General features: G+C 63.4%; 22 protein-coding genes and 1 tRNA gene. 18 read left to right on the top strand and 5 right to left on the bottom strand.

The window, feature by feature from the left end:
- The first annotated feature begins 2 nt into the window (after positions 1 to 2).
- From HTY61_RS14695 to HTY61_RS14660, 8 genes are all read left to right on the top strand, one after another.
- The gene (locus tag HTY61_RS14695) at positions 3 to 2225 is read left to right on the top strand and encodes a chemotaxis protein CheA (RefSeq protein ID WP_175277502.1); all 2223 of its coding nucleotides are present in this window, start codon (positions 3 to 5) and stop codon (positions 2223 to 2225) included.
- Positions 2226 to 2230: 5 nt separating this feature from the next.
- On the top strand, positions 2231 to 2698 hold the full coding sequence (locus HTY61_RS14690; RefSeq protein WP_175277501.1) for a chemotaxis protein CheW: 468 nt from the start codon (positions 2231 to 2233) through the stop codon (positions 2696 to 2698).
- Positions 2695 to 3570, top strand: a complete 876-nt coding sequence (locus HTY61_RS14685; RefSeq protein WP_175277500.1) for a CheR family methyltransferase — start codon at positions 2695 to 2697, stop codon at positions 3568 to 3570. The genes HTY61_RS14690 and HTY61_RS14685 overlap by 4 nt, the downstream gene beginning before the upstream one ends.
- Positions 3567 to 4625: a protein-glutamate methylesterase/protein-glutamine glutaminase gene (locus HTY61_RS14680; RefSeq protein ID WP_175277499.1), complete on the top strand. Its 1059-nt coding sequence runs from the start codon at positions 3567 to 3569 to the stop codon at positions 4623 to 4625. The genes HTY61_RS14685 and HTY61_RS14680 overlap by 4 nt, the downstream gene beginning before the upstream one ends.
- On the top strand, positions 4612 to 5001 hold the full coding sequence (locus HTY61_RS14675) for a response regulator (protein ID WP_175277498.1): 390 nt from the start codon (positions 4612 to 4614) through the stop codon (positions 4999 to 5001). The genes HTY61_RS14680 and HTY61_RS14675 overlap by 14 nt, the downstream gene beginning before the upstream one ends.
- Before the next feature lie 2 nt (positions 5002 to 5003).
- Positions 5004 to 5534, top strand: coding sequence for a chemotaxis protein CheD (locus tag HTY61_RS14670; RefSeq protein ID WP_175277497.1), 531 nt, complete (start codon positions 5004 to 5006; stop codon positions 5532 to 5534).
- Entirely contained in the window at positions 5518 to 5865 is a 348-nt protein-coding gene (locus HTY61_RS14665) for a hypothetical protein (RefSeq protein WP_175277496.1), read from the top strand. Before HTY61_RS14670 ends, HTY61_RS14665 begins: the two co-directional genes overlap by 17 nt.
- 492 nt (positions 5866 to 6357) lie before the next feature.
- Positions 6358 to 7119, top strand: coding sequence for an IclR family transcriptional regulator (locus tag HTY61_RS14660; protein WP_197945323.1), 762 nt, complete (start codon positions 6358 to 6360; stop codon positions 7117 to 7119).
- Here HTY61_RS14660 and HTY61_RS14655 read toward each other — a convergent pair.
- Entirely contained in the window at positions 7116 to 7802 is a 687-nt protein-coding gene (locus HTY61_RS14655) for a TetR/AcrR family transcriptional regulator (protein ID WP_175277494.1), read from the bottom strand. The genes HTY61_RS14660 and HTY61_RS14655 overlap by 4 nt on opposite strands.
- Positions 7803 to 7882: 80 nt before the next feature.
- On the opposite strand from HTY61_RS14655, the gene HTY61_RS14650 reads away from it, so the two are divergent.
- From HTY61_RS14650 to HTY61_RS14635, 4 genes are read left to right on the top strand one after another with little or no spacing between them, the layout of a single operon-like run.
- Positions 7883 to 9232: a flavin-containing monooxygenase gene (locus HTY61_RS14650; protein ID WP_175277493.1), complete on the top strand. Its 1350-nt coding sequence runs from the start codon at positions 7883 to 7885 to the stop codon at positions 9230 to 9232.
- Positions 9232 to 10134: a bile acid:sodium symporter family protein gene (locus tag HTY61_RS14645; RefSeq protein WP_175277492.1), complete on the top strand. Its 903-nt coding sequence runs from the start codon at positions 9232 to 9234 to the stop codon at positions 10132 to 10134. Before HTY61_RS14650 ends, HTY61_RS14645 begins: the two co-directional genes overlap by 1 nt.
- The gene (locus tag HTY61_RS14640; RefSeq protein WP_175277491.1) at positions 10131 to 11066 is read left to right on the top strand and encodes an SDR family oxidoreductase; all 936 of its coding nucleotides are present in this window, start codon (positions 10131 to 10133) and stop codon (positions 11064 to 11066) included. Before HTY61_RS14645 ends, HTY61_RS14640 begins: the two co-directional genes overlap by 4 nt.
- Complete coding sequence (locus HTY61_RS14635) at positions 11063 to 11839, top strand: SDR family NAD(P)-dependent oxidoreductase (RefSeq protein WP_175277490.1); 777 nt, start codon at positions 11063 to 11065, stop codon at positions 11837 to 11839. Before HTY61_RS14640 ends, HTY61_RS14635 begins: the two co-directional genes overlap by 4 nt.
- A 72-nt stretch (positions 11840 to 11911) precedes the next feature.
- Here the strand turns inward: HTY61_RS14635 and HTY61_RS14630 are convergent.
- Positions 11912 to 11987, bottom strand: a tRNA-Ala gene (locus tag HTY61_RS14630).
- An 87-nt stretch (positions 11988 to 12074) separates the two neighbouring features.
- Positions 12075 to 12488, bottom strand: coding sequence for a TIGR02300 family protein (locus tag HTY61_RS14625; protein WP_175277489.1), 414 nt, complete (start codon positions 12486 to 12488; stop codon positions 12075 to 12077).
- A gap of 236 nt (positions 12489 to 12724) precedes the next feature.
- Between HTY61_RS14625 and HTY61_RS14620 the strand changes: the two genes are divergently transcribed.
- The 4 genes from HTY61_RS14620 (at position 12725) to HTY61_RS14605 (ending at position 17017) form a co-directional block, all read left to right on the top strand.
- Entirely contained in the window at positions 12725 to 14083 is a 1359-nt protein-coding gene (locus HTY61_RS14620) for a 3-phosphoshikimate 1-carboxyvinyltransferase (protein ID WP_175277488.1), read from the top strand.
- On the top strand, positions 14080 to 14718 hold the full coding sequence (gene cmk / locus HTY61_RS14615) for a (d)CMP kinase (protein ID WP_175277487.1): 639 nt from the start codon (positions 14080 to 14082) through the stop codon (positions 14716 to 14718). The genes HTY61_RS14620 and cmk overlap by 4 nt, the downstream gene beginning before the upstream one ends.
- Positions 14719 to 14855: 137 nt before the next feature.
- A complete protein-coding gene (rpsA, locus tag HTY61_RS14610) occupies positions 14856 to 16556 on the top strand; it encodes a 30S ribosomal protein S1 (protein ID WP_175277486.1) in 1701 nt (566 codons plus the stop codon).
- Between the two features lie 122 nt (positions 16557 to 16678).
- A complete protein-coding gene (locus HTY61_RS14605; RefSeq protein ID WP_197945322.1) occupies positions 16679 to 17017 on the top strand; it encodes a DUF6665 family protein in 339 nt (112 codons plus the stop codon).
- 11 nt (positions 17018 to 17028) lie between these two features.
- Here the strand turns inward: HTY61_RS14605 and HTY61_RS14600 are convergent, their stop codons facing one another.
- Positions 17029 to 17712, bottom strand: a complete 684-nt coding sequence (locus HTY61_RS14600; RefSeq protein ID WP_175277485.1) for an HAD family hydrolase — start codon at positions 17710 to 17712, stop codon at positions 17029 to 17031.
- A gap of 13 nt (positions 17713 to 17725) precedes the next feature.
- Positions 17726 to 18355, bottom strand: a complete 630-nt coding sequence (locus HTY61_RS14595; RefSeq protein ID WP_175277484.1) for a ribonuclease D — start codon at positions 18353 to 18355, stop codon at positions 17726 to 17728.
- 240 nt (positions 18356 to 18595) lie between these two features.
- On the opposite strand from HTY61_RS14595, the gene HTY61_RS14590 reads away from it, so the two are divergent.
- The gene (locus HTY61_RS14590; protein ID WP_175277483.1) at positions 18596 to 20968 is read left to right on the top strand and encodes a glycogen/starch/alpha-glucan phosphorylase; all 2373 of its coding nucleotides are present in this window, start codon (positions 18596 to 18598) and stop codon (positions 20966 to 20968) included.
- A 46-nt stretch (positions 20969 to 21014) separates the two neighbouring features.
- Positions 21015 to 23216: a 1,4-alpha-glucan branching protein GlgB gene (glgB, locus tag HTY61_RS14585; RefSeq protein WP_175277482.1), complete on the top strand. Its 2202-nt coding sequence runs from the start codon at positions 21015 to 21017 to the stop codon at positions 23214 to 23216.
- Positions 23217 to 23228 lie beyond the last annotated feature (12 nt).

Genomic DNA, 23228 nt, shown 5'->3' with positions numbered 1-23228 from the left:
CCATGAGCCTCGACGATATCAAGGAAACATTCTTCGCCGAATGCGCGGACCAGATGGCGGATCTGGAAACGGGTCTGCACGAGATCCAGTCCGACGGTCCGGACATGGACACGGTCAATGCCGTGTTCCGCGCGGTTCACTCGATCAAGGGGGGCGCGGGAGCGTTCGGCTATGCCGCGCTGGTGTCCTTCGCCCATGTTTTCGAGAACGCGCTCGACGTGATCCGCAACGACCTGAGCCAGGTCAACGAGGAACGCATGGACCTTCTCCTGCGTTCCGTGGACGTTCTTTCCGACGTCATCGAGGCGGAGCGCACCGGGACCGAGCCGACCGACACCACCGCGCTCGCCAGGGAGCTGGAAGCGGCCTTCGGCCTGACCGCCGAGGGCGAGGAGGAGGAAGACGCGCTGGAGGACTTCGCTCCGGTCACGATCGACCTGGAGGCGTTCGACCTGGACGCTTCGGATGCGGCGGAAACGCCGTCGGGCCGCACCTACCGCATCAGTTTCGCGCCGCATGCCAGCCTCTACCTGAAGGGCCACGATCCGCTCCGCTTCTTCCGCGAGCTTTCGGAGATGGGCACGCTCGGCGTTTCCTGCGACCTGGATTCCCTTCCGAAGCTCACGGAACTGTCTCCCGACGAGAGCTATCTGAAATGGCAGGTCGACATGGAGACCGAGAGGGATCGCGACGAGATCGCGGCGGTCTTCGACTGGGTCGACGGCGAATGCGATCTGACCATCGAGGAAATCGGCGGCGGTTCGCCCGACGGCGGCGGCGAGGAGCTCGATGACTTCTTGGCGAATCTGGGCGATGATCCGGAACTCGCCGATATCGGAAGCGAGGAAACGCCGTCCGGCGGCGAGGCGGCGTCTGCCGGTGCCGCTCCGGTCGCCGGACCTGACAGTCCGCCTTCGACTGCTCCCGTGGCGTCGGGCGGAGCGACCGGTGACAACGGCAAGGACAGGAGCGGCGAAGCCGTTCGGCGCCCGGAAAAGGAAAAGAAGGAGGTCAAGAAGCCCAGCCAGACGATTCGCGTCGAATCCGAGAAGGTCGACCGCCTGATCAACCTGATGGGCGAACTTGTTATCAACCAGGCCATGCTCGCGGAGCGGATCGGCCAGGCCGGTTTCGGGAACGCGTCGCCCGCCGCGCTGGCGCTGGTCGAGCTGCAGAACCTGACTCGCGAGATCCAGTCGGGCGTCATGGCGATCCGCGCACAGCCCGTCAAACCGGTGTTCATGCGCATGTCGCGCATCGTTCGCGAGGTCTGCAGCGCGACCGGCAAGAAGGCGTTGCTGGAACTCGAGGGCGAGCATACGGAAGTCGATACCACGGTGATCGAGGGCCTGATCGATCCGCTGACGCACATGATCCGCAATGCGGTGGATCACGGCATCGAAGACCCGGAAACGCGCGTCGCCCTGGGCAAGCCGCCGCAGGGCACGGTGAAGCTTTCCGCATATCACTCGTCGGGCCGGATCGTCATCGAAATCAAGGACGACGGCGCCGGCATCAATCGCGAGCGCGTCCTCAACAAGGCGATCGAGAAGGGCATCGTCGGCCGCGACGCGAAACTCACCGATGACGAGATCGACAACCTGATCTTCGCGCCGGGTTTCTCGACAGCGGAAGCGATCACGGACGTATCCGGCCGCGGGGTCGGCATGGACGTGGTGCGCCAGTCGATCCAGTCCTTGGGGGGACGCGTGAGCATCTCGTCCGAACCCGGAAAGGGGTCGCTGTTTTCCATGAGCCTGCCGCTGACGCTTGCCGTTCTCGACGGCATGATCGTCAAGGAGGCGGGCCAGACGCTGGTTCTTCCGGTATCCGCCGTTCTGGAAACTGCGACGCTCAAGCCGGGCGATGTCTACACGATCGGCAAGAACCATCGCGTCGTGAAGATGCGCAACACCCTGATCCCGATCATCGATGTTGGGCGCCAGCTGGGCTTTGCCGAGCAGCGCACCGATTTCACCAAGGGAACGATCATGGTCGTCGAGGGAGGCAAGAGCGGCATGGGCGCCTTCATCGTCGATTCGATCGAAGGCCAGCAGCAGGTCGTCATCAAGAGCCTCGAGACCAACTACAAGCGCGTCCCGTCGATTGCCGCGGCGACGATCCTCGGCAATGGGCAGATCGCGCTCATCCTCGATTGCGATCACATCGTTTCGCACAATTCCGGTGAACCGGAAGCGGAACTCATCCAATCCATGGCGGGGTAACGAACATGCATGACGAAAACGAACAGGCAGTCGTCGGCGGTGAAGAGTTCATTGCTTTCCGTGTTGGAGAGCAGGAATTCTGCGTCGAGATCACCTCGACCCGTGAGATACGGGGCTGGAGCCAGGCAACGCGCCTGCCGCATTCGCCCGACTACATAGTCGGCGTCATCAACCTTCGCGGCACGATCCTGCCAATCATGGACTTGTCGGCACGTCTCGGCATGGGCATGAGCGCTCCGAGCGAGCGCCACGTCATCATTGTCGTCCAGGTGCGCGACAAGACCATCGGCCTGCTGGTCGACTCGGTCTCCGACATTCTCGATGTCGGCCCGGATCACCTGCGTCCCGTGCCCGAGGTCAGCAGTGACATGTCCACGGAGATGTTCAATCGCGTCATCGTCCTGGACAAGCGGATCATCTGCGAGATCTGCCTCGAGTCGATCATGCCCGAACAGGAGATGCAGGCGGCATGAACCTTGCGGTCCAGCAAATGGTGGAACGTCCGGAAGGAGCGCGCGAGTTCCTCCTTACGGACAAGCATTTCGCGACCATCGCGAAGCTCGTGCGTGAAGAGGCCGGGATCAACCTGACCGAGGCCAAGCGTGACCTCGTCTATTCGCGCCTGGTCAAGCGGCTTCGCCGGCATGCGCTCACGGATTTCGGAACCTATCTCGACCTGGTCAGCTCGCCGGCCGGCGAGATGGAGCGGCGCGAGCTGATCTCGGCGATCACCACGAATGTCACGAACTTCTACCGGGAACCGCATCATTTCGAGCACCTGGAACGGGCGGTCATGCCCGAACTCGCCGCGCGCATGATGAAGGGCGAGCCGGTCCGCATGTGGTCGGCAGGCTGTTCCGACGGCCGCGAGCCCTACACCATGGCCTGCACTGTCCTGAAGGCATTCCCCGAGGTGGCGCGCTACAATTTCAGGATCCTGGCAAGCGATATCGACCACAACTCGCTCGCCAAGGCCAAGGAAGGCCGCTACAGCAACGAGATGGTCGACAAGGCGCCGGCCGCCATTCGCGAGCGCTATTTCAGGCGCCTCGGCGACGTTTCCGAGCCGGTACAGCAGGTAAGGGACCTGATCGCGTTCCGATACCTGAACCTGTTGCACGAATGGCCGTTCAAGCAGAAGTTCGACGTCATCTTCTGCCGCAACGTGCTGATCTATTTCGACCAGGAACTGCAGTCCCGCCTGTTCACGCGGTTCTGCTCCGTTCTGAAGCCGGGCGGCTACCTCTATATCGGGCATTCCGAACGGATCGCCGGCCCGGCCACGAGCGCGCTTCGGCAAGTTGCAGTCACATCCTACAAGCACATAACGGGAGGCATTCGATGACAGTGCGAACGATCGTCGTGGACGATTCGCCGTCGATGCAGAAACTCATAACAGCCGTTCTCGAAACCGACCCGGAAATCGAGGTTATCGGCACTGCGTCAAATCCGATCGAGGCACGCGAAATGATCAAGGTGCTCGATCCGGACGTGATCACGCTCGATGTCGAGATGCCGGGCATGAACGGTCTCGATTTTCTCGAGCGCCTGATGCGGTTGCGCCCGATGCCGGTGGTGATGATTTCCAGCCACACCCGCAAGGGTGCGGATGCCACCATTGCGGCGCTAGAGATCGGTGCGGTTTCCTGTCTGCCCAAGCCGCGCATGGACGATGAGGCAGCGCTCCAGGAAATGCGCCAGAACGTCAAGGCGGCGGCCAGTGCCAAGATGGCGATACAGGGGCGCCAAAGGACATCGGGGGATGCCCGCACCAAGCCGGCCCGGTCGGCCGTTCTCAAGCGGAAGCGGGGTATCGATGTCATTGCGCTCGGCGCCTCGACTGGCGGCGTTGAGGCCTTGACCGAGGTCCTGAGCGGATTTCCCGCCAACTGTCCGCCGACCGTGGTGACACAGCACATGCCGGAGCATTTCACCAAGAGTTTCGCGGAACGTCTTGATCGTCTCTGCGCGCCGAAGGTGGTGGAGGCCGCCGACGGAATGCCGATCAGCGAGGGGCACGTCTATATCGCGCCGGGCGGTGTCGGCCACCTGACGGTTGCCGGTCGCACGGAGAAGCTGTGCCGGGTGCAGCCCGGACAACTGCGCAGCGGACACATGCCCTCGGTTGACGTCTTGTTCGAATCCGTCGCCAAGGCCTTTGCAGACAAGGCCGCGGCCGCGCTTCTGACGGGAATGGGCAGCGACGGCGCGGAGGGCCTTCTGGCCCTGAAGAAGGCGGGTGCGCTCACGATAGCCCAGGATCGTGCGACCAGCCTCGTCTACGGAATGCCGGCCGCAGCAGAACGCCTCGGCGCTGCAAACCATGTTTTGCCACTAAGAGATATCGCGTCCGCACTGTTTGGCGGCGGAACGGAGGTGACACAAAATGTCTGTGCTTGACGTACTGAGGGTCATGGTCATCGATGACCATATCTCGAGCCGCATGGTGACGGTCGAGGCTCTCCAGCAGATGGGCATAAAACACATCAGCGTCGCCAAGGACGGGCGCGAGGCATTCAAGAAACTGACCGCCGAGCCGGTGCACCTGGCCATCTCCGACCTGTATATGCCGGACATTGACGGCTTCCAGCTGCTGCGCGCGATTCGGGCGCATCCGAAGCTCGCGAAAACCGGATTCATCATCCTGACCGGGCGCAAGGACAACAATGTTGTCCAGAACGCGGTCAAGCTTGGCGTCAACAACGTGATCGCGAAACCGTTCACCCCGGACGTGCTGAAGAAATCGATCGAGTCGGTCGTAGGAAAGCTGAACTAGACGTGCTGATTGCTCGGAAAATACCGGTCGTCCAGGGTGACTACGCCGTTTCGGACGTTGACGGCACGATCATGTCGACCGTGCTGGGATCGTGCGTTGCCGCCTGCATTTTTGATCCGGAAGCGAGGGTCGGGGGCATGAATCACTTCCTGCTGCCCGGCAATCCGGACCGAGACGGCTCGGACCAGTCACGGCGCTATGGAGTCTACCTGATGGAGATGCTCCTGAACGCGCTCTACCAGAAGGGCGCCGAGCGCTCCCGGCTTCGGGTCAAGCTCTTCGGCGGCGCCCGGGTCATCGAGTCGACGAGCGATGCGGGCGCGAAGAACGCCGAGTTCGCGGAGAACTTCATCCGGAACGAGGGGCTGGCCCTGGTTTCCACCAGTCTCGGCGGCTTTCAGGGCCGCCGCATCGAATTCGAGCCCACGACGGGAAAGGCACGGCAGAAATTCATTGGTATTGCCGTTCCGGAGCCGGAACCCAGAACAATCGAGAAGCAGTTGGAGAATGCGGGCGATGTCGATTTCTTTTGAGGATTTCGAGAAGGAATTTGCATCGGACGGGCCCGACAAGCGGACGGAGGCGGAAATTCATCAGTCGGAGCTCGTCGCGGTTCTCGTTCAGGAATTGTCGTTGATTGCTCGCGACATCGAGGATGTTCCGATCGCCACCGAGGAACTGACGCGCGATCAGATCGTCGCACTCCAGAAGATCGACTTCTGCCGTCAACGGCTGATCGAGGTAGCGAAGATCATGCAGAATGCCTTCGGTGACGCCACGCCGAGTTCGCTCCATGACCTCGAGGAAATCTTGACGGATGTCGGCCTGGAGCACACGCTGGCCGCGTTTCGCAAGCAGGGTTAGGGGGACCCTGCGCCGCGAAGCAGAAAAGCCCGCCGGGACGGCGGGCTTTTCCGTTTGTTTCCAGCCAGCACAGCAGCTGTGAACGCCGGCGCAATTGTGGGGTGGGTTGTGGGCACGCCGACCTGATTCGGGGTGGGAATCATGCTGTGCAGCGAAAACACGACATTCCGGTGTCGGCAAGCAGCCCCAATGCTTCATGCGACGGATACCAGACCGCTGGACTGCGCGCCGATCCTAGAAAGCCAGAACCTAATCGGGCGTTAAACAAACGCTTCAAGCTTGCGGCATCTCGGCCTGCAACATCTTGCAGGCGCCACAAGACGGATACGCGGTTTGCAATTGGTAAACGCGGGGCCTCGCCGGCGGAGTGCATGGACAGGCAACGGGGCACGTGACACTTTCGTCGCGGGGACGGTCCGGCTATGAGGCGGCATTGCCGACTGCCCGGGGCGTCGGGCACACAGGACGAAGGGACACGGACAGTTGTCGGAGATGAACAGCCTTGAGCGCGTGCTTGCGCTGCTCGACGTATTTGCGGAAGACCGCCTGGAGTGGACGCCCGAGGAGTTGATGGCCGAGCTCGGTTACAGCCGGCCGACGCTCTATCGCTACCTGAAAACGCTGAAGGAGGCCGGGTTTCTGGCGTCCATGCCGACGGGCGGCTTCACCCTGGGGCCGCGGGTTGTCGAGATGGATTTCCTGATGCGCAAGTCCGACAGGCTGGCGCAATACGCGCAGCCGCACCTGGAACGCTTCGCCGCGGACTATCCCTGCGCCGCCCTGCTCGTCCGCTGGTACGGCCGCAAGCAGCTGGTGGTTGCTTCCGAATGCATGACGCCCGGCCACGAGAACGAGTATCCCCGCGGCAGGCCTCTGCCGATCGCCCGCGGAGCGACCTCGCGCGCCATCATGGCGCACATGACCCGCCGCCGGCTGCAAGCCCACATCGAGGCCAATATCGAGGAGCTCGCCGGGGCAGGGCTCGGCGACACGGTCGAGGAAGTGATGGGCGAATTGCGCAGGGTCCGTCGCCGCGGTTACGCCTATTCGCACGGTGACGTGACGCGCGACATGACCGGGATCGCCTCGCCGATCTTCGACGGTGGCACCAGCCCGGTGGCCACCTTCTGTGTCACCATGTACACCGAACGGACCACGCCGGAGCTGATCGAACGGATAGGGCGGCGCATCTGCGACATATCCGCGGAGCTCAGCGCGAAGATGGCCGAGAACAGGCTTGCCGCGGGCGCCTAGGGCGCATCCGCAGCCAGCGCGGTCCTGAAGCCGCCCTCGCAGAATTCGATCAGGAAACCGGCCCAGCCGTCGGGCGCGGGCGCCTCGCCGGACGGTTGTCCGGCCATTGCCTCTATGCGCCACCGCGAGGTCGCGAGCGACAGCATGGCCGAGATCGAGAACACGAAGGCGCCGGCCACCTTCCGCTTGTCGGCTGCGGGAAACAGGCGCGCCAGTTCGGTGATGAAGGCCTGCGCGGTCGGGTCGAAGCAGCGCTCGCTGATCGGCCGCCAGCGTTCGTCGGCCGAGACGAGGGCTATCAGCCGGGCATAGGCGGTCCATTGCGGGCCGCCGGTTGCCGCCAGTTCGAGGTAGGGGCGTATGAAGCAGTCCAGCACGTCCCGCGCGTCCAGTTCCGCCTTCCGGGCCTTCGCCGCCGCGATCGCCTCCGTGCGGCGAAGCGACAGCACGTCGGCGCGGCGCGCGACGACCGTGGCGAACAGCTCTTCCTTCGCCCCGCCATGAAAGTTCACCAGCGCGACCGGCACCTGCGCCGCCGCGGCGATGTCCCGCATCGACGTCCCCTCGTAGCCGTTTGCGGCGAACAGCAGCTCGGCCGCATCGAGGATGCGGGCGCGGGTCTGCAGCGAGCGCTTCGACGGTGCGCGCTTCCTTCCGGCGGCGGGTGCTTCTGCGGCAGTCATGGAAACCATCTTGCATTATTTTGAACGGTCGTTCAACATAAGGAGGGATTGGACCACCATTTTCGGTTCAGGGAGGAGACATGACTGACCGGCAGAGCCGGGTGCCGGAGGAGGGCATCCGCAATCGCGACCGTTTCGCGCTGATCGGCGCCGGCCCGATGGGATTGGCGATGGCCAGAACGCTGATCGACCAGGGCATTCCCTTTCAGGGCTTCGAACTGCATTCGGATGTCGGCGGCTTGTGGGACATCGACGCTCCGCGCTCGACCATGTACGAGACCGCCCACCTGATCTCCTCGAAGAGGATGACGGAATTTGCCGACTTCCCGATGCGCGAGGAAGTCGCCGAGTATCCGTCGCATCGCGAGGTGAAGGAATACTTCCGCGCCTTTGCCGACCGGTTCGACCTGCGTCGCCATTTCATGTTCGGGACCGAGGTCCTGCGCACCGAGCCGCTCGGCGGCAGCGGCGAGGGCTGGCGCGTCGTCTGGCGCGGCGGGGACGGCGAGGCGCGCGAGGACATCTTCGCCGGCGTGCTCGTCGCCAACGGAACGCTTTCCGAGCCGAACATGCCGGAGTTCGAGGGCGAATTCGCGGGCGAGCTGATTCATTCCAGCAAGTACCGTTCGCCGCGCCAGTTCGACGGCAAGCGCGTTCTCGTGATCGGTGCCGGAAATTCCGGCTGCGACATTGCGGTCGATGCGATCCACCACGGCGTCTCCTGCGACCTGTCGATGCGCCGGGGCTACTATTTCGTGCCGAAATACGTGTTCGGCCGGCCGGCCGACACGCTCGGTGGTGGCGCCGGGCTTCCGATGTGGCTGAAGCGTCGGATCGACGGGATGATCCTGAAATGGTTCGTCGGTGATCCGCAGAAATACGGATTCCCGAAGCCGGATTACCGGCTCTACGAGTCCCATCCCGTCGTCAACTCGCTGATCCTGTTCCATGCCGGTCACGGCGACATACGGATCCGCGCCGATGTCGAGCGGTTCGATGGCAACACGGTGCATTTCCGCGACGGTACCAGCGGCGAGTACGACATGGTTCTGGCCGCGACCGGCTACAGGCTGCACTATCCGTTCATCGACCGCGCGCTGCTGAACTGGAAGGGCGATGCGCCTCACCTTTTCCTCAACTGCATGCATCCCGCCCGCGACGACATCTTCGTGCTGGGCATGGTCGAGGCGTCGGGTCTCGGCTGGCAGGGGCGGCACGAGCAGGCGGAAATGGTCGCGCGCTACATCCGCGGCCTGCGTGACGGAACGTCCGCAGCCCGGCAGTTGCAGCGGGAAAAGGCGGGCAGCTTCGACCGGCTCACCGGCGGCATGAAGTACATCGACCTGCCGCGCATGGCCTACTATGTCGACAAGGCGACCTTCCGGAAGGCCGTCAATACCCGCATCGCGAAACTGAAGCGGTCGGCGTGATGCGTGATATCGATACCGTTCTCCTGAACTTCAGTCCCGGTTCCCTGAACCTGCTGAACGCCATTCTGGCCATCGTGATGTTTTCCATCGCGCTGGACCTGAGACCGGCGGATTTCCGCGCGTTGATCCGTGCCCCCAGGCCGCTAGTCACCGGCCTGGTCTCGCAATTCGTCGTCCTTCCGGTGGCGACCTTCCTGTTCATCCTGGCGGTGCAGCCGCGCCCATCGATCGCGCTCGGGCTGATCCTCGTTGCCGCCTGCCCGGGCGGCAACATCTCCAATTTCATCACCCATCGCGCACGCGGGAACACCGCGCTTTCCGTGTCCATGACGGCGATCGCCACCTGCGCGGCAATCCTCATGACGCCGTTCAACATCGGCCTGTGGGGCAGTCTCTACCCGCCGACGAGACAGATCCTGCGCGAGACCGCGATCGACCCGGTCATGGTTGCTGTCACGGTGTTCCTGATGCTGGTGTTGCCGCTGTGCCTCGGCATCCTGGTCAACGCGCGGAAGCCGGGTCTTGCGGGGCGCATCCGCCGCCCGTTGCAGGCCCTGTCCATGCTGATCTTCATCGCCTTCATCGTTCTGGCACTGGCTGCCAACTGGAGCTTTTTCCTGTCTTATGCGGGTGCCGTGGCCATGCTGGTGATCGCGCACAACGCGCTTGCGCTTGGTGGAGGTTTCATGGCGGCGACGCTGGCCGGAGTCTCGGCCTATGACCGGCGCGCCATCACGATCGAGACCGGCATCCAGAATTCCGGTCTCGGGCTGATCCTGATCTTCGCTTTCTTCAACGGGCTTGGCGGCATGGCGGTCGTCGCTGCCTTCTGGGGAATCTGGCACGCCGTTTCCGGCCTGGCCCTGGCTTCGGTGATGGCCCGTAGGGACGTCGCGCCATGACGAGGATACTGGTTACCGGCGCGGCCGGCGGGATCGGCCAGGCGCTGCTTTCCGAGATTCCGGCCGGCCACGAGGTTCTGGCGACGGACATTCGCCGACCGGCGAATCTTCCGGCCGGCGCGGAGTATCGTTCCCTCGACGTGCGTGGCGATGATCCTCACCGGGTAATCGGCGACTGGAGGCCCGAGGTCGTCGTCCATCTGGCCTCCATCGTGACGCCGCAAAAGGGGTCGACCCGGTCATTCGAGTTTTCCGTCGATGTTGCCGGAAGCGGCCGTGTGCTCGACGCCTGCGTCGCCCACGGCGTGCGCCGCATTGTCGTCACCTCGTCCGGTGCGGCCTATGGCTACCATGGCGACAATCCCGTTCCGCTTCGCGAGACGGACGCATTGCGCGGCAACGAGGAGTTTGCCTATGCCTTTCACAAGCGCCTTGTGGAAGAGATGCTAGCGGATGCCCGCCGCGATCATCCGCAGCTGGAGCAGGTCGTCTTGCGTGTCGGTACCGTGCTGGGCGAGGGGATCGCGAACCAGATCACGGCGCTGTTTCACCGCGATCCGCTGCTCGGCATACGCGGCTCGGACAGCCCGTTCGTTTTCATCTGGACCAAGGATCTTGCCCGTATCCTGTTGCGCGCGGCGACTGATGGCCCGCCGGGCATTTTCAACGTCGCCGGGGACGGTACGCTGGGCACCCGCGAACTTGCAGCCGCGCTCGGAAAGAGGGTGCGCTGGTTGCCGCCATCCCTGCTCGCGCTGGCGCTCGGCATCGCGCGGCCACTGGGCCTGTCGCGTTACGGGCCTGAACAGGTACGCTTCCTGCAGTATCGCCCGGTTCTAGACAACACGAGGCTGAAAACGGAATTCGGTTACGTGCCGGAGAAGTCGAGCGCCGAGGTCTTCGAACTGTGGCGAAGGAGCGTCGGGCTGTGAGGACTGCGGTCATAACCGGCGGTGCCGGCGGTCTCGGGCAGGCCTTGGCGAGGCGCCTGCTCGGGCAGGGATGGCATGTCGCGATCGTCGATCTGCCCGGAAATGAACTGGATGCCGCGGCCGGTCTCGGCGCCGAAGTCAGCACCTGGTCCTGCGACCTGACCGACGAGCGAGCCGTTGCCGGGACGTGTGCGGGCATTCTTGCGGCGCGCCCGACGATCGACCTTGTCGTCTACAATGCGGGCATTACCCAGATAGGCCTCTTTGCCGACATGCCCTCCGACGTTCATCGCAAGGTTTTCGCGGTCAACTATTTCGGCGCGGTTCACGTCGCGGCGGCGTTGTTGCAGGCCGTGCGGCGGAGCCGCGGGGCGCATCTCGCGATATCCTCGGTCGCCGGATTCGCGCCGCTCCATCGGCGTTCCGCCTATTCGGCGTCCAAGCACGCGCTCGAAGGTTTTTTCCGTACCCTGGCCAGCGAGGAAAGGCCGCACGGCGTGCGCGTGCATATAGCGGCCCCTTCCTTCGTTGCGACCAATATTGGCAACCCGGAACGGCGTCCGGGTGGTATCGCCCGGCCCGGTTCCGCGACGGACGGCGTGGACTACATGGACGCCGACACGGCCGCGGAAGTGATCCTCGATGGTGTCCGCCGTGGCCGGGAAACGATACCGGTCGGACGCGTGGCGCGCATGGCATGGTGGATCAATCGGTTGGCGCCGGGACTCTATGTCAGGCTGATGGAGCGCAACATCTCCGACAGCCGCGATTGAGAGGATTCCGGCTTCCGGATGGAGGCAACAAAAAACCCCGGCATGCCGGGGTATCTTTGAAATCCGGGGAACTGGTGGAGCCAAGGGGAGTCGAACCCCTGACCTCTACAATGCCATTGTAGCGCTCTCCCAACTGAGCTATGGCCCCTTTCCGGTCCCTTGCGCCTTGCGACGCGCCGGTCGCGTTCCGATACATTCGTGCGGCGCTGAGATCAAGCCCTTTCGACGCGCTTTTTCAGCTTTCGTCGTCGTCGCCGCCGGCGACGTCGATGATACCGGTCACGTCGTCGTCGTCCTCGTCGTCATCGCTGGCGAGGAAGGTGTCGTCCGCATCGTCGTCGATGTCGATGTCGTCATCCGTGTTGTCGCCGAGATCCGGCAGGGCGTCGGGTTTGGTCGTGGTGTCCTCCTCCGCTTCCTCGAGTGACACGACGTCCGGCGCGGCGGTGTCTTCCTCTTCGTCAAGCTCCACCGCTTCCTCGACCTCTTCGGCCTTTTCCTCGATGATCTCCGATTTCGTGTCCTCGAAGAACGATAGCGGATAGCTCTTCCCGGTATAGGGCGAGATGATCGGATCCTTGTTCAGATCGTAAAATTTGCGCCCCGTTTCGGGGCAGATGCGCTTGGTTCCAAGTTCCGGTTTTGCCACGGTCGCGTCCTTGTGAAGTACTTGCGTTCCGTCCGGAGTGGCGGAGGAACGGGGGGCTCTTTTGTCCTGAAAATTTCGACGGTCCATAGCGGCAAAGAAAATGCCTGTCAAAGGTGAAATCGCGCTGCAATGCACAGCGTGCAGATCACGCCTGCCGTTCACAAGCAAGGTGATTTCGGCAAAATCCTGTGTTAGGTCGCCTGCCGACCATAGCCAGCCACGGTTTAACGGAGCCGATGTCCCTGTCCGCCATACCCATCCCAGCCGCCGCGCTCCCGGGCGCGGCCTTGTCCGGCGCCGTGCGCATTTCTGGGGACGGTTTCGTTTCCGGTCTCTCGCTGGTGCTTGCCGGCGTGGCTGCCGGCGAGACCCGCATTTCGGGGCTGCCCGAAAGCGGCGATGTTCTCGCCATTGCTGCCGCCATGCGGGCGCTGGGCGCCGATATTCGCAGGGACGGGGACGAGTGGATCGCCCATGGCACCGGCAATGGCTGCCTGCTCGAACCGGGGTGTCCCCTCGATCTTGTCGGCTCCGCGACGGGCGCGCGCATGGTGGCGGGCCTTGTGGGCACCTATGACATGGAAACGGCCATCACCGGCGATGAGTCGCTTCGCAAGCTGGACATGGGCAGCGTTCTCGAGCCGTTGCGTCGAATGGGCGTACAGATCGAGGCCGGCGGGGGGGACCGTTTGCCTGCAAGGCTGCACGGTCCGCGTACCGCGAACCCCATAACGTGCCATTTGCCGGTCGTATCGCCGGATGCGAAGGCCGCGCTCCTGCTTGCGGGCCTCAATGCGCCCGGAATTACGACCGTCATTGAGCCGGAAATGTCCCGTGACGATGTCGAGCGCATGCTCGCTGCATTTGGCGCGGACATCGCCATCGAGACCGGCGGTGACGGCACGCGCCGTGTGGCGATCACCGGCCAGGGCGAGTTGAGCGGCCGTGACATCGCCGTGCCCGGCGATTCATTGCTCGCCGTCTGTGCAATCGTGGCGGCCCTGGTTACGCACGGATCCGACGTGACCTTGGAGGGCGTCCCTATGAATCCGGCCCGTGTCGGACTGCTCGATACATTGCTGGAAATGGGCGCAGCCATCGAAGTCACGAACGCGCGCCGTTCGTGCGGCCTGGAGGTGGCAGATCTGCGCGTACGTTCGTCCGACCTGAAGGGCGTGACGGTGCCGGCGGAACGTGTGTCGGGGATGATTGAGGATTTTCCGCTTCTCGCGGTGGCTGCAAGCTTTGCCGATGGCGAGACGGTGATGCAGGGAATCGAGCCGTTGCGCGTTGCCTGCGGCGACCGGCTCGACGCCGTTTCTCGAGCGCTCGAGGTCAACGGCGTGGACTTTACAGAAGGCCGGGACAGTCTTTCCGTGCACGGACGTCCTGGAGGCAGGGGCGTGGGCGCGATGACTGATGGGGCCGTCGTCGAAACGCGTTTCGATCCAGGCATCGCCATGGCGTTTCTCGCTTTCGGGCTAGCGGCAGAACACGGGAGCAGGATCGACGATGCATCGTCGATCACGGATCGCTATCCCGCATTCATGACGCTTTTTGCCGGGCTTGGCGCACAATTGGAGGTCGATACATGAGTTTCACCATTGCCATCGACGGACCCGCTGCATCCGGCAAGGGCACGCTCGCCCGCCGGCTGGCCGCCCACTACGGATTTCGCCACCTCGACACCGGGCTGACTTATCGCGCCGTTGCCAAGGCAATGCTCGATGCCGGCCTGCCGCTCGACGACGAGGCGGCGGCCGTCGAGGCCGCGCGCAGTTTCGATATCTCCGAAATGCGCCGTGACGTGCTTGCGGAACACGGTATCGGCGAGGCGGCCTCGAGGATCGCCGTCATGCCGGTCGTGCGCCGCGTCCTCGTGGAACGACAGCGCGAATTCTCCCGCACGGGCGCCGGCACCGTACTCGACGGTCGTGACATCGGGACGGTGGTCTGCCCGGATGCGCCCGTGAAGCTCTTTGTCACGGCTTCTCCCGAGGTGCGCGCCCGCCGACGCTACCACGAGATTCTCGGCAATGGCGGCAAGGCTGAGGAGCAGGCGATCCTCGCCGATATCATCAGGCGCGACGATCGTGATGCGAACCGTGCCGATTCGCCGATGAGGCCGGCGCGGGATGCGCACTTGCTTGACACGACGGAAATGACTATAGAAGCCGCGTTCCGGGCGGCGAAAACCATTGTTGACGCCGCTCTGGAAAAGAATAGCTAACAAGTTCCGAACCGCAGTCCCCGCGCCGGATTTGGTCCGATTGGAATCTTCAGGACCGGATTGCCGTTTGGAATGGTGCAACACGAACCGCCGGCGCTTTTGCCCGATGAGAATTCCGGGCATTCCCAGGAGTATAAATGTCAGAACTAAACCCCAGCCGCGACGACTTTGCGGCACTGCTTGAACAGTCCTTTGAAGACCGCGACACCAGCGAGGGTACCGTCGTCAAGGGTGTAATTACGGCCATCGAGAAGGACATGGCGGTTATCGATGTCGGCCTCAAGGTCGAGGGGCGCGTGCCGCTGAAGGAATTCGGCGCCAAGGCAAAGGACGGCACGCTCAATGTCGGCGACACCGTGGAAGTCTATGTCGAGCGCGTCGAGAACGCACTTGGCGAGGCGGTTCTTTCGCGCGAGAAGGCACGTCGCGAGGAAAGCTGGATCAAGCTCGAAGAGAAGTTCAACAACGGCGAGCGCGTCGAGGGCGTCATCTTCAACCAGGTCAAGGGCGGCTTCACCGTCGATCTGGACGGTGCCGTGGCCTTCCTGCCGCGCAGCCAGGTGGATATCCGCCCGGTGCGCGATGTCACGCCGCTGATGCACAATCCGCAGCCCTTTGAAATCCTCAAGATGGACAAGCGCCGCGGCAACATTGTCGTCTCGCGCCGCACCGTTCTCGAGGAGAGCCGTGCCGAGCAGCGTTCGGAGATCGTCCAGAATCTCGAAGAGGGCCAGGTTGTCGAGGGTGTGGTCAAGAACATCACCGACTACGGCGCCTTCGTGGATCTCGGCGGCATCGACGGCCTGCTGCACGTGACCGACATGGCATGGCGCCGCGTCAACCACCCGTCGGAGATCCTGTCGATCGGCCAGACCGTCAAGGTCCAGATCATCCGCATCAACCAGGAAACCCACCGTATCTCGCTCGGCATGAAGCAGCTGCAGGACGATCCGTGGGAAGGCATTGGCACGAAGTATCCGGTCGGCAAGCGGATCACCGGCACTGTCACGAACATCACCGACTACGGCGCGTTCGTGGAAATCGAGCCGGGTATCGAGGGGCTTATCCACGTCTCCGAGATGTCCTGGACCAAGAAGAACGTCCATCCGGGCAAGATCCTGTCCACTTCCCAGGAAGTAGACGTGGTCGTTCTCGAGGTTGATCCGGCCAAGCGCCGCATCTCGCTCGGTCTCAAGCAGACGCTTGAAAACCCGTGGGAGGTCTTCGCGCAGAGCCATCCTGTCGGTTCCGTCGTCGAGGGCGAAGTCAAGAACAAGACCGAGTTCGGCCTGTTCATCGGCCTGGAAGGCGATGTCGACGGCATGGTTCACCTGTCCGATCTCGACTGGACCATTCCGGGCGAGCAGGCGATCGAGAACTACAACAAGGGCGACGTTGTCCAGGCCCAGGTTCTCGACGTCGATGTCGAGAAGGAGCGCATCTCGCTCGGCATCAAGCAGCTTGGTCGCGACTCGGTTGGTGAGGCCGCGGCCTCGGGCGAGCTCCGCAAGGGTGCAGTCGTGACCGCGGAAGTGACCGCCGTCACCGATGGCGGCCTGGAAGTGAAACTCGTCGATCACGATGTCGAGACCTTCATCAAGCGGTCCGACCTGTCGCGCGATCGCGACGAGCAGCGTCCGGAGCGTTTCGCCGTCGGCCAGAAGGTCGATGCCCGCATAACCCAGTTCGACAAGAAAACGCGTCGTCTCACCATCTCGATCAAGGCGCTGGAAATCGCCGAGGAGAAGCAGGCCGTCGCGCAGTTCGGTTCGACCGACGCCGGTGCATCGCTCGGCGACATTCTGGGCGCGGCTCTGAAGAACCGCGAAGGCAACTAGGCCTTCCGTTCGTGAAAATGGCACCCGCCGGGCGGCAGCGTCCGGCGGGTTTTTTGTTGTCCCGGCTTGACCGCGTGACGGTCTGCCCCGATTCTTTCGCGGCAAGCTGATCGGAAGGATGAATGTGCCCGCCCCGTATGCCAGCCAGCGGAAACGCCGATGCGTCCGCGAACGGATTCGATGCCTTCAGCCACGAGATCATGGCCGAGACCGCGGCGGCTCTCGGGCGCATCGGGCGTGACCTCGAAGAGGCTCTGGAGGCGTTGCGCCGTCACGACGAGACGCCCGGTTCCAACCGCGACCGGGAGGAACTCGTGCAGGAGGCCGCCGAGAAGGCCTGGGTCCTGTTTATCCAGCGAGACTATCTGGGGCTGAAGACGGACCATCATCTGCTGTCGACATACGACATTCCACGCGAGGTAATGCTGCGCATTGGCGTTTTCGGCAAGCGGTCCGCGTGAGGCGGCCGCCGTCAGGCGGTTTTCAGCTCGCTGGCGATCCACGCCGCCAGTTCCTCGTGGCTGTCGAGAACCATGTCGGCGCCGGCGTCTTCCAGCATGTCGCCATGACCCTTCCGGCAATGTGAACCGCCGGTAAAGCCTATGACAAGGGCGCCGGCGGCCTTGCCGCCCAGCACGCCGTTGACGCTGTCTTCCACCACCACGCAGTCCCGGCCCTCGTAGCCCAACGTCTGTGCGGCGTGCAGGAACAGGTCGGGGGCGGGCTTTCCGCGCTCCACCATGTCGCCGGAATAGATGCGGTCGCCGAAGAAGCGGGAGAAGTTGACTAGGTCGAGCTTGCGGTAGAGGAAGCCGAGCTGCGTCGAGGAGGCGACGCATCGCGGGTGCCGCAGGCCGTCCAGCATTGCCTCTGCTCCCTCGACCGGTCGCAGTTCCTCCGCCACGCGGCGGCGCGATTCCGCCTTCAGTTTCTCGAAACCCTCGTCGAGAAGCGGTTCGCCCGTCTCGCGCAGGATCAGGCCGGCATATTTCGCGCGCCATTCCGCCGGGCCAAGCGCCATGAACTCGCGCACATAGGATGCCCACTCCACCGAGATGCCGAGGTCGCGCAGAAAGGCCAGCTCGACCTCGAGGTAGATCACCTCGCTGTCGATCAGGACGCCGTCGCAGTCGAAGATCAGGAGCGGTTCGGACAAGGTGCGTCGTTTCTCAGCTGTGCGAGAAGATGTCTTCCTCGGGCCATCCCATGAGGTCTAGCTCGGCGCGTGTCGGCAGGAAGCGGAAACAGGCCGCCGCCTGCTTTTCGCGTCCCTCGCGCTTCAGCCGCTCCTCGAGGATCGCCTTGAGGGCGTGCAGGTGGAGGACGTCGGAGGCCGCGTATTCGAGTTGCGCGTCGCTCAGCTTCTCGGCCGCCCAGTCGGAGGATTGCTGCTGCTTCGAGATGTCCACGCCGAGCAGTTCGCGGCAGATGTCCTTCAGGCCATGGCGGTCCGTATAGGTTCGTGTCAGCCGCGAGGCGATCTTGGTGCAGAAGACCGGCGCTGTCGTGACGCCGAAAGCGTGCTTCAACACGGCGATGTCGAAGCGGCCGAAATGGAAGACCTTGGTTTTCCTGGAGTCGCGCAGGAGCTTGACGAGGTTTGGTGCCTTCTTCTGGCCCTTGGCGATCTGCACGACGTCCGCCGTGCCGTCTCCCGGCGAAAGCTGGACCACGCACAGCCGGTCACGGTGCGGGTTGAGGCCAAGTGTTTCGGTGTCGATGGCAACCGTGTCGCCGTAGCGCGCGAGCGCCTCGTCGGACAGGTCGCCCTGGTGCAAACGGATGGAAGTGTCGGCCATGCGTTCCCCTCAAATCATATTCCCGCGCCTTCTAGAGCGTTTCGCTTCCAATTGGAACGCCGACAGGGCGCTTTCCTGTGTCGATACGGTCACCTTTCGAGCCGTCGGCCCTGCCGTTGCGTCATTTTTCTTGCAGGCCGGCTGTCTTTCACCGATACAATCGGTTGAAACCATTTGGCCACGCAAGACCAAATCCGCACAGCTCCAGTCCGCGGCGGCGGGCCGGCAGGGGAAAAGATCATGACGAAAGCGGGCCTGCGTCAGGGCATGTTGCACCATCTGAAATACTCTCTCGGCAAGGATCCCGCCCATGCGCAGGTCCGCGACTGGCGGGTTGCGTTGTCGCTTGCCGTGCGCGACCGCATAGTCGATCCCTGGTTTGCAGCCACCCGTGCCACCTATGGCGGCCGGCACAAGCGCGTCTACTACTTGTCGATGGAGTTTCTCATCGGGCGCCTGCTCGAGGATGCCATCGTGAATCTCGGCCTCCTCGACGAGGCCGAGGAGGTTTTCCGTGAATATGACGTTTCCTTCGGGGACGTGCTTGCCAACGAGCCGGATGCGGCGCTCGGAAACGGAGGGCTCGGACGCCTCGCCGCCTGTTTCCTCGATTCCCTTTCCACCCTCGCCTGTCCTGCCTACGGCTACGGCATTCGCTATGAGCACGGGCTGTTCCGGCAGCGCTTCGTCGACGGCCGGCAGGTCGAGGAACCGGAAACCTGGCTTTCCGATACCCATGCCTGGGAGTTTCAGCGGCCCGAGGCCGCGTTCGAGATCGGTTTCGGCGGCGAAGTTGCGGAAACGGGCAGCCGCGCATTGTGGCAGCCGGGAGAGAGCGTCATCGCCGAGGCACACGACACGCCCATCATAGGTTGGCGCGGCAACTGGGCGAACACCCTTCGGCTGTGGAGCGCCAGGCCGACCCGCCTTTTCGATCTGGAACGGTTCAATCGCGGCGAGTTCGCGGCCGCAGCCGAGCCGGAGGCGCTGGCCCGCACGATCTCGCGCGTCCTCTATCCCGACGACACGACCGAGCAGGGCAAGGCGCTGCGCCTTAAGCAGGAATATTTTTTCACCGCCGCCTCGCTGCGCGACATCCTGCGCCGTTTCCGGTCGGAATACGACGACCTGCGCAAGCTGCCGCTGAAGGTGGCGATCCAGCTCAACGATACCCACCCGGCAATTGCCGGGCCGGAACTGGTGCGCCTGCTGCACGACGAGAACGGCATTGACTTCGATGATGCGGTGGCGATCGCCCGGGCCTGTCTGTCCTATACGAACCACACACTGATGCCCGAGGCACTGGAACGCTGGTCGGAGGCCCTGCTGGGTTCCCTGCTGCCGCGCCACATGAAGCTGATCGAGCGCATCGACGATACCCATGCCCGGCAACACCCGGACCGCAAGATGCGCATACGCGAGGACGGCGATGTCAGGATGGGCGAGCTTTCCTTTGTCATGGCGCACAAGGTCAACGGTGTGTCTGCCCTGCATACCGACCTCATGCGGCAGACCGTATTCGCCGAGCTCAACCGTCTCCACCCTGATCGGATCGTCAACGAGACCAATGGTGTGACGCCGCGCCGCTGGCTGCTGTCATGCAATCCGCGACTGAGCGCACTGATCGACCGCACCATAGGCAACGACTGGGTCGGGGATCTTGAGCGTCTTTCCGAATTGGAGCCGCATGTCGAGGATTCGGGATTTCGCGCCGATTTTGCGGCCGCCAAGGCGGAAAACAAGGCGGAACTCGCGCGCTTCATCCTGGAGACCGAAAACATCGCCGTCGATCCGGAGGCGATGTTCGATATCCAGATCAAGCGCATACACGAATACAAGCGCCAGCACATGAACATTCTCGAGACGATCGCGCTGTGGCAGGCCATCCGCGACAACCCGGATGCCGGCTGGACCCCGCGCGTGAAGATATTCGCAGGCAAGGCTGCGCCCGGCTACGTCCTCGCCAAGAAGATCATTCACCTGATCAACGATGTTGCCCGTCTCGTCAATTCCGATCCGGTGACCTCCAGTCTGCTCAAGGTCGTCTTCATGCCGAACTACAACGTGACGCTTGCCGAGCGCCTGATCCCGGCTGCCGACCTGTCCGAGCAGATTTCCACCGCCGGCAAGGAGGCGTCCGGCACCGGCAACATGAAGCTCGCGCTGAACGGCGCATTGACCATCGGCACCCGCGACGGCGCCAATGTCGAGATCCGCGAGCGCGTCGGCGCGGAAAACTTCTTCCTGTTCGGCATGACCGCGCCGGAGGCCGTCGCGCGCCGGGCGGTTCCCGACCATGCAACCAGGGCCATTGAGGCCAGCCCGGTGCTGGCGCGCGCCATCGCCGCCATCGAGGCAGGCGTGTTTTCGCCGGGCGACCCGGAACGCTACCGGGACGTGGTCGAGAACCTGCGTTGGTCGGATTACTTCCTCGTCTGTTCGGATTTCGATTCCTACTACGCCAGCCAGCGCGAGGCCGATGCGGTGTTCATGGACCGCGACCGCTGGATTCGCATGTCGGTCCGCAATACGGCGCGTTCGGGCTGGTTTTCCTCCGATCGCACGATTCGCGGCTACATGAACGATATCTGGGGCGTGCAATCGATCGTATAGGGGCATTGCATGTTGCTATTCCCTGCAGGGGAGATACCCTTGCGTAATGAAGGCCGAGGAACCGATCGCCAAAATCCTTTCCGCGGAGGCGGCACGACGCATCGCGGACGGGACGCATGACGACCCTTTTGCCGTCCTTGGGCCGCACAGGGTCGGAACCGCAACCTGGTTGATTGTCCATGATCCCGGCGCCGAGCGGCTCGTCGCCGAAACACCCACGGGTACCGTCGAACTGAAGCCTCTCTTGCAGGTTCCCACCGTATTCCACGGGGCGCTTCCCGATGCGTCTGCCTATCGCCTTCATGGATATGCCAAGGGAAGGGACTGGAGCTATGACGACCCCTACCGTTTCGGACCCGTCATCGGCGAGATGGACGAGTACCTGATCGGGGAGGGCACGCATCGCCGTCTCTGGACGGTTCTCGGTGCCCATGTGATCACCCATGAGGGAGTCGCGGGCACGCATTTCGCGGTTTGGGCGCCGAACGCCCGGCGCGTCTCGGTGGTGGGCGATTTCAACTGGTGGGATGGACGCCGTCACGTCATGCGCCGGCGGGGCGCTTCCGGCGTGTGGGAAATCTTCATCCCCGACGTCGGCGAGGGCGCACGTTACAAATATCGGATCGTCGGCCCGGACGGCACGGTGCAGCCATTGAAGGCCGACCCTGTCGGTTTCGGGGCGGAGCACCCGCCGGAAACGGCTTCCGTGGTGCGCGACATCTCCGGCTATGGCTGGCACGATAACCCGTGGATGGCGGAGCGCGCGGGCCGCAATTCCCGCAACGCGCCGATTTCGATCTACGAGGTTCATCTCGGTTCCTGGAAGCGTCGTCACGAGGATGGTGGGCGCTCGCTGTCCTACCGGGAGGCGGCAAGCGAACTGGTCGACTACGTTTTCGACATGGGTTTTACCCATATCGAGTTTCTGCCGCTTTCCGAGCATCCATTCGACGGTTCCTGGGGTTACCAGCCGGTCGGGCTCTATGCCCCGACGGTTCGTCACGGTCCGCCGCACGAATTCCGCGATCTCGTCGAGGCGGCCCACGAGAAAGGCATCGGCATCGTTCTCGACTGGGTTCCGGGTCATTTTCCCGCCGACGCTCATGGCCTCGCCCGATTCGACGGAACCGCGCTCTACGAGCATGCCGATCCGCGCGAGGGCTATCACCCCGACTGGAATACGCTGATCTACAATTACGGTCGTTCGGAGGTGGCCAACTACATCATCTCGAACGCGCTCTACTGGCTCGAGGAATATCATGTCGACGGGCTGCGTGTGGATGCGGTCGCCTCGATGCTCTATCGCGACTACTCGCGCAGGGAAGGCGAGTGGATCCCGAACGTTCACGGCGGCCGCGAGAATCTCGAGGCGATTGCCCTGCTGCAGCGCATGAACGCAATCGTCTACGGGGAGGTGGACGGCATCATGACGGCAGCAGAGGAGAGCACGTCCTTTCCGGGTGTTTCCCGACCGGTCGACACCGGCGGCCTCGGCTTCGGCTACAAGTGGAACATGGGCTGGATGAATGACACGCTCGACTATGTCGGACGTGAGCCCGTGCATCGCCGGTATCATCATCACCAGATGACCTTCGGTCTTCAATATGCATTCTCGGAGAACTTCATACTTCCGGTAAGCCATGACGAGGTGGTGCACGGAAAGGGATCCATGCTCGGCCGCATGCCGGGCAATGAGCGTGACCGCTTTGCGAACCTGCGCGCCTATTACGGTTACATGTGGGGACATCCGGGCAAGAAGCTCCTGTTCATGGGCAGCGAGTTCGCCCAGCCGGAGGAGTGGAGCCACGATGGCGAACTGAACTGGGATGCGGCCGCCCGGCCCGCCCATGCGGGCGTCCAAAGACTGATACGCGATCTGAACACCCTGTACCGGGCGCATCCCGCTCTTCACGTGAAGGATTGCGAGAGTGACGGGTTCGAGTGGATCGAGGCAAACGCGGCAGTTGAATCCGTCTTTGCCTGGATCAGGCGTGGCGGACCGGATGACCCGCCGGTGGCCGTGATCTGCAATTTCACGCCCGTCGAGCGACGGGACTGGCGCTGCGGCCTGCCCCTGCCGGGCAGGTGGAGGGAGGCGCTGAACACGGACGCGGGAATCTATGGCGGAGACAATCGCGGCAACATGGGCGGCGTGATCGCGACTGACCTGCCCATGCACGGTCAGCCGGCTTCGGCGCCGGTCACGCTGCCGCCGCTGTCAACGGTCATCCTGGCCTTTGAGGCATGATTTGAACGAGGA

The sequence above is a fragment of the Oricola thermophila genome (assembly GCF_013358405.1).
GTDB lineage: Bacteria > Pseudomonadota > Alphaproteobacteria > Rhizobiales > Rhizobiaceae > Oricola > Oricola thermophila.
This window is presented reverse-complemented; position numbering and strand designations above follow the sequence as displayed.

Bases quoted from the DNA above. Each gene is read 5' to 3' on its own strand.
- HTY61_RS14655 (WP_175277494.1), bottom strand. From the start codon at position 7,802: ATGACTGCCGCAGAAGCACCCGCCGCCGGAAGGAAGCGCGCACCGTCG.
- HTY61_RS14640 (WP_175277491.1), top strand. From the start codon at position 10,131: ATGACGAGGATACTGGTTACCGGCGCGGCCGGCGGGATCGGCCAGGCG.
- rpsA (WP_175277486.1), top strand. From the start codon at position 14,856: ATGTCAGAACTAAACCCCAGCCGCGACGACTTTGCGGCACTGCTTGAA.
- HTY61_RS14660 (WP_197945323.1), top strand. From the start codon at position 6,358: ATGAACAGCCTTGAGCGCGTGCTTGCGCTGCTCGACGTATTTGCGGAA.
- HTY61_RS14645 (WP_175277492.1), top strand. From the start codon at position 9,232: ATGCGTGATATCGATACCGTTCTCCTGAACTTCAGTCCCGGTTCCCTG.
- HTY61_RS14675 (WP_175277498.1), top strand. From the start codon at position 4,612: ATGTCTGTGCTTGACGTACTGAGGGTCATGGTCATCGATGACCATATC.
- glgB (WP_175277482.1), top strand. From the start codon at position 21,015: ATGAAGGCCGAGGAACCGATCGCCAAAATCCTTTCCGCGGAGGCGGCA.
- HTY61_RS14685 (WP_175277500.1), top strand. From the start codon at position 2,695: ATGAACCTTGCGGTCCAGCAAATGGTGGAACGTCCGGAAGGAGCGCGC.
- cmk (WP_175277487.1), top strand. From the start codon at position 14,080: ATGAGTTTCACCATTGCCATCGACGGACCCGCTGCATCCGGCAAGGGC.
- HTY61_RS14590 (WP_175277483.1), top strand. From the start codon at position 18,596: ATGACGAAAGCGGGCCTGCGTCAGGGCATGTTGCACCATCTGAAATAC.
- HTY61_RS14595 (WP_175277484.1), bottom strand. From the start codon at position 18,355: ATGGCCGACACTTCCATCCGTTTGCACCAGGGCGACCTGTCCGACGAG.
- HTY61_RS14650 (WP_175277493.1), top strand. From the start codon at position 7,883: ATGACTGACCGGCAGAGCCGGGTGCCGGAGGAGGGCATCCGCAATCGC.
- HTY61_RS14665 (WP_175277496.1), top strand. From the start codon at position 5,518: ATGTCGATTTCTTTTGAGGATTTCGAGAAGGAATTTGCATCGGACGGG.
- HTY61_RS14690 (WP_175277501.1), top strand. From the start codon at position 2,231: ATGCATGACGAAAACGAACAGGCAGTCGTCGGCGGTGAAGAGTTCATT.
- HTY61_RS14695 (WP_175277502.1), top strand. From the start codon at position 3: ATGAGCCTCGACGATATCAAGGAAACATTCTTCGCCGAATGCGCGGAC.
- HTY61_RS14680 (WP_175277499.1), top strand. From the start codon at position 3,567: ATGACAGTGCGAACGATCGTCGTGGACGATTCGCCGTCGATGCAGAAA.
- HTY61_RS14620 (WP_175277488.1), top strand. From the start codon at position 12,725: ATGTCCCTGTCCGCCATACCCATCCCAGCCGCCGCGCTCCCGGGCGCG.
- HTY61_RS14605 (WP_197945322.1), top strand. From the start codon at position 16,679: ATGTGCCCGCCCCGTATGCCAGCCAGCGGAAACGCCGATGCGTCCGCG.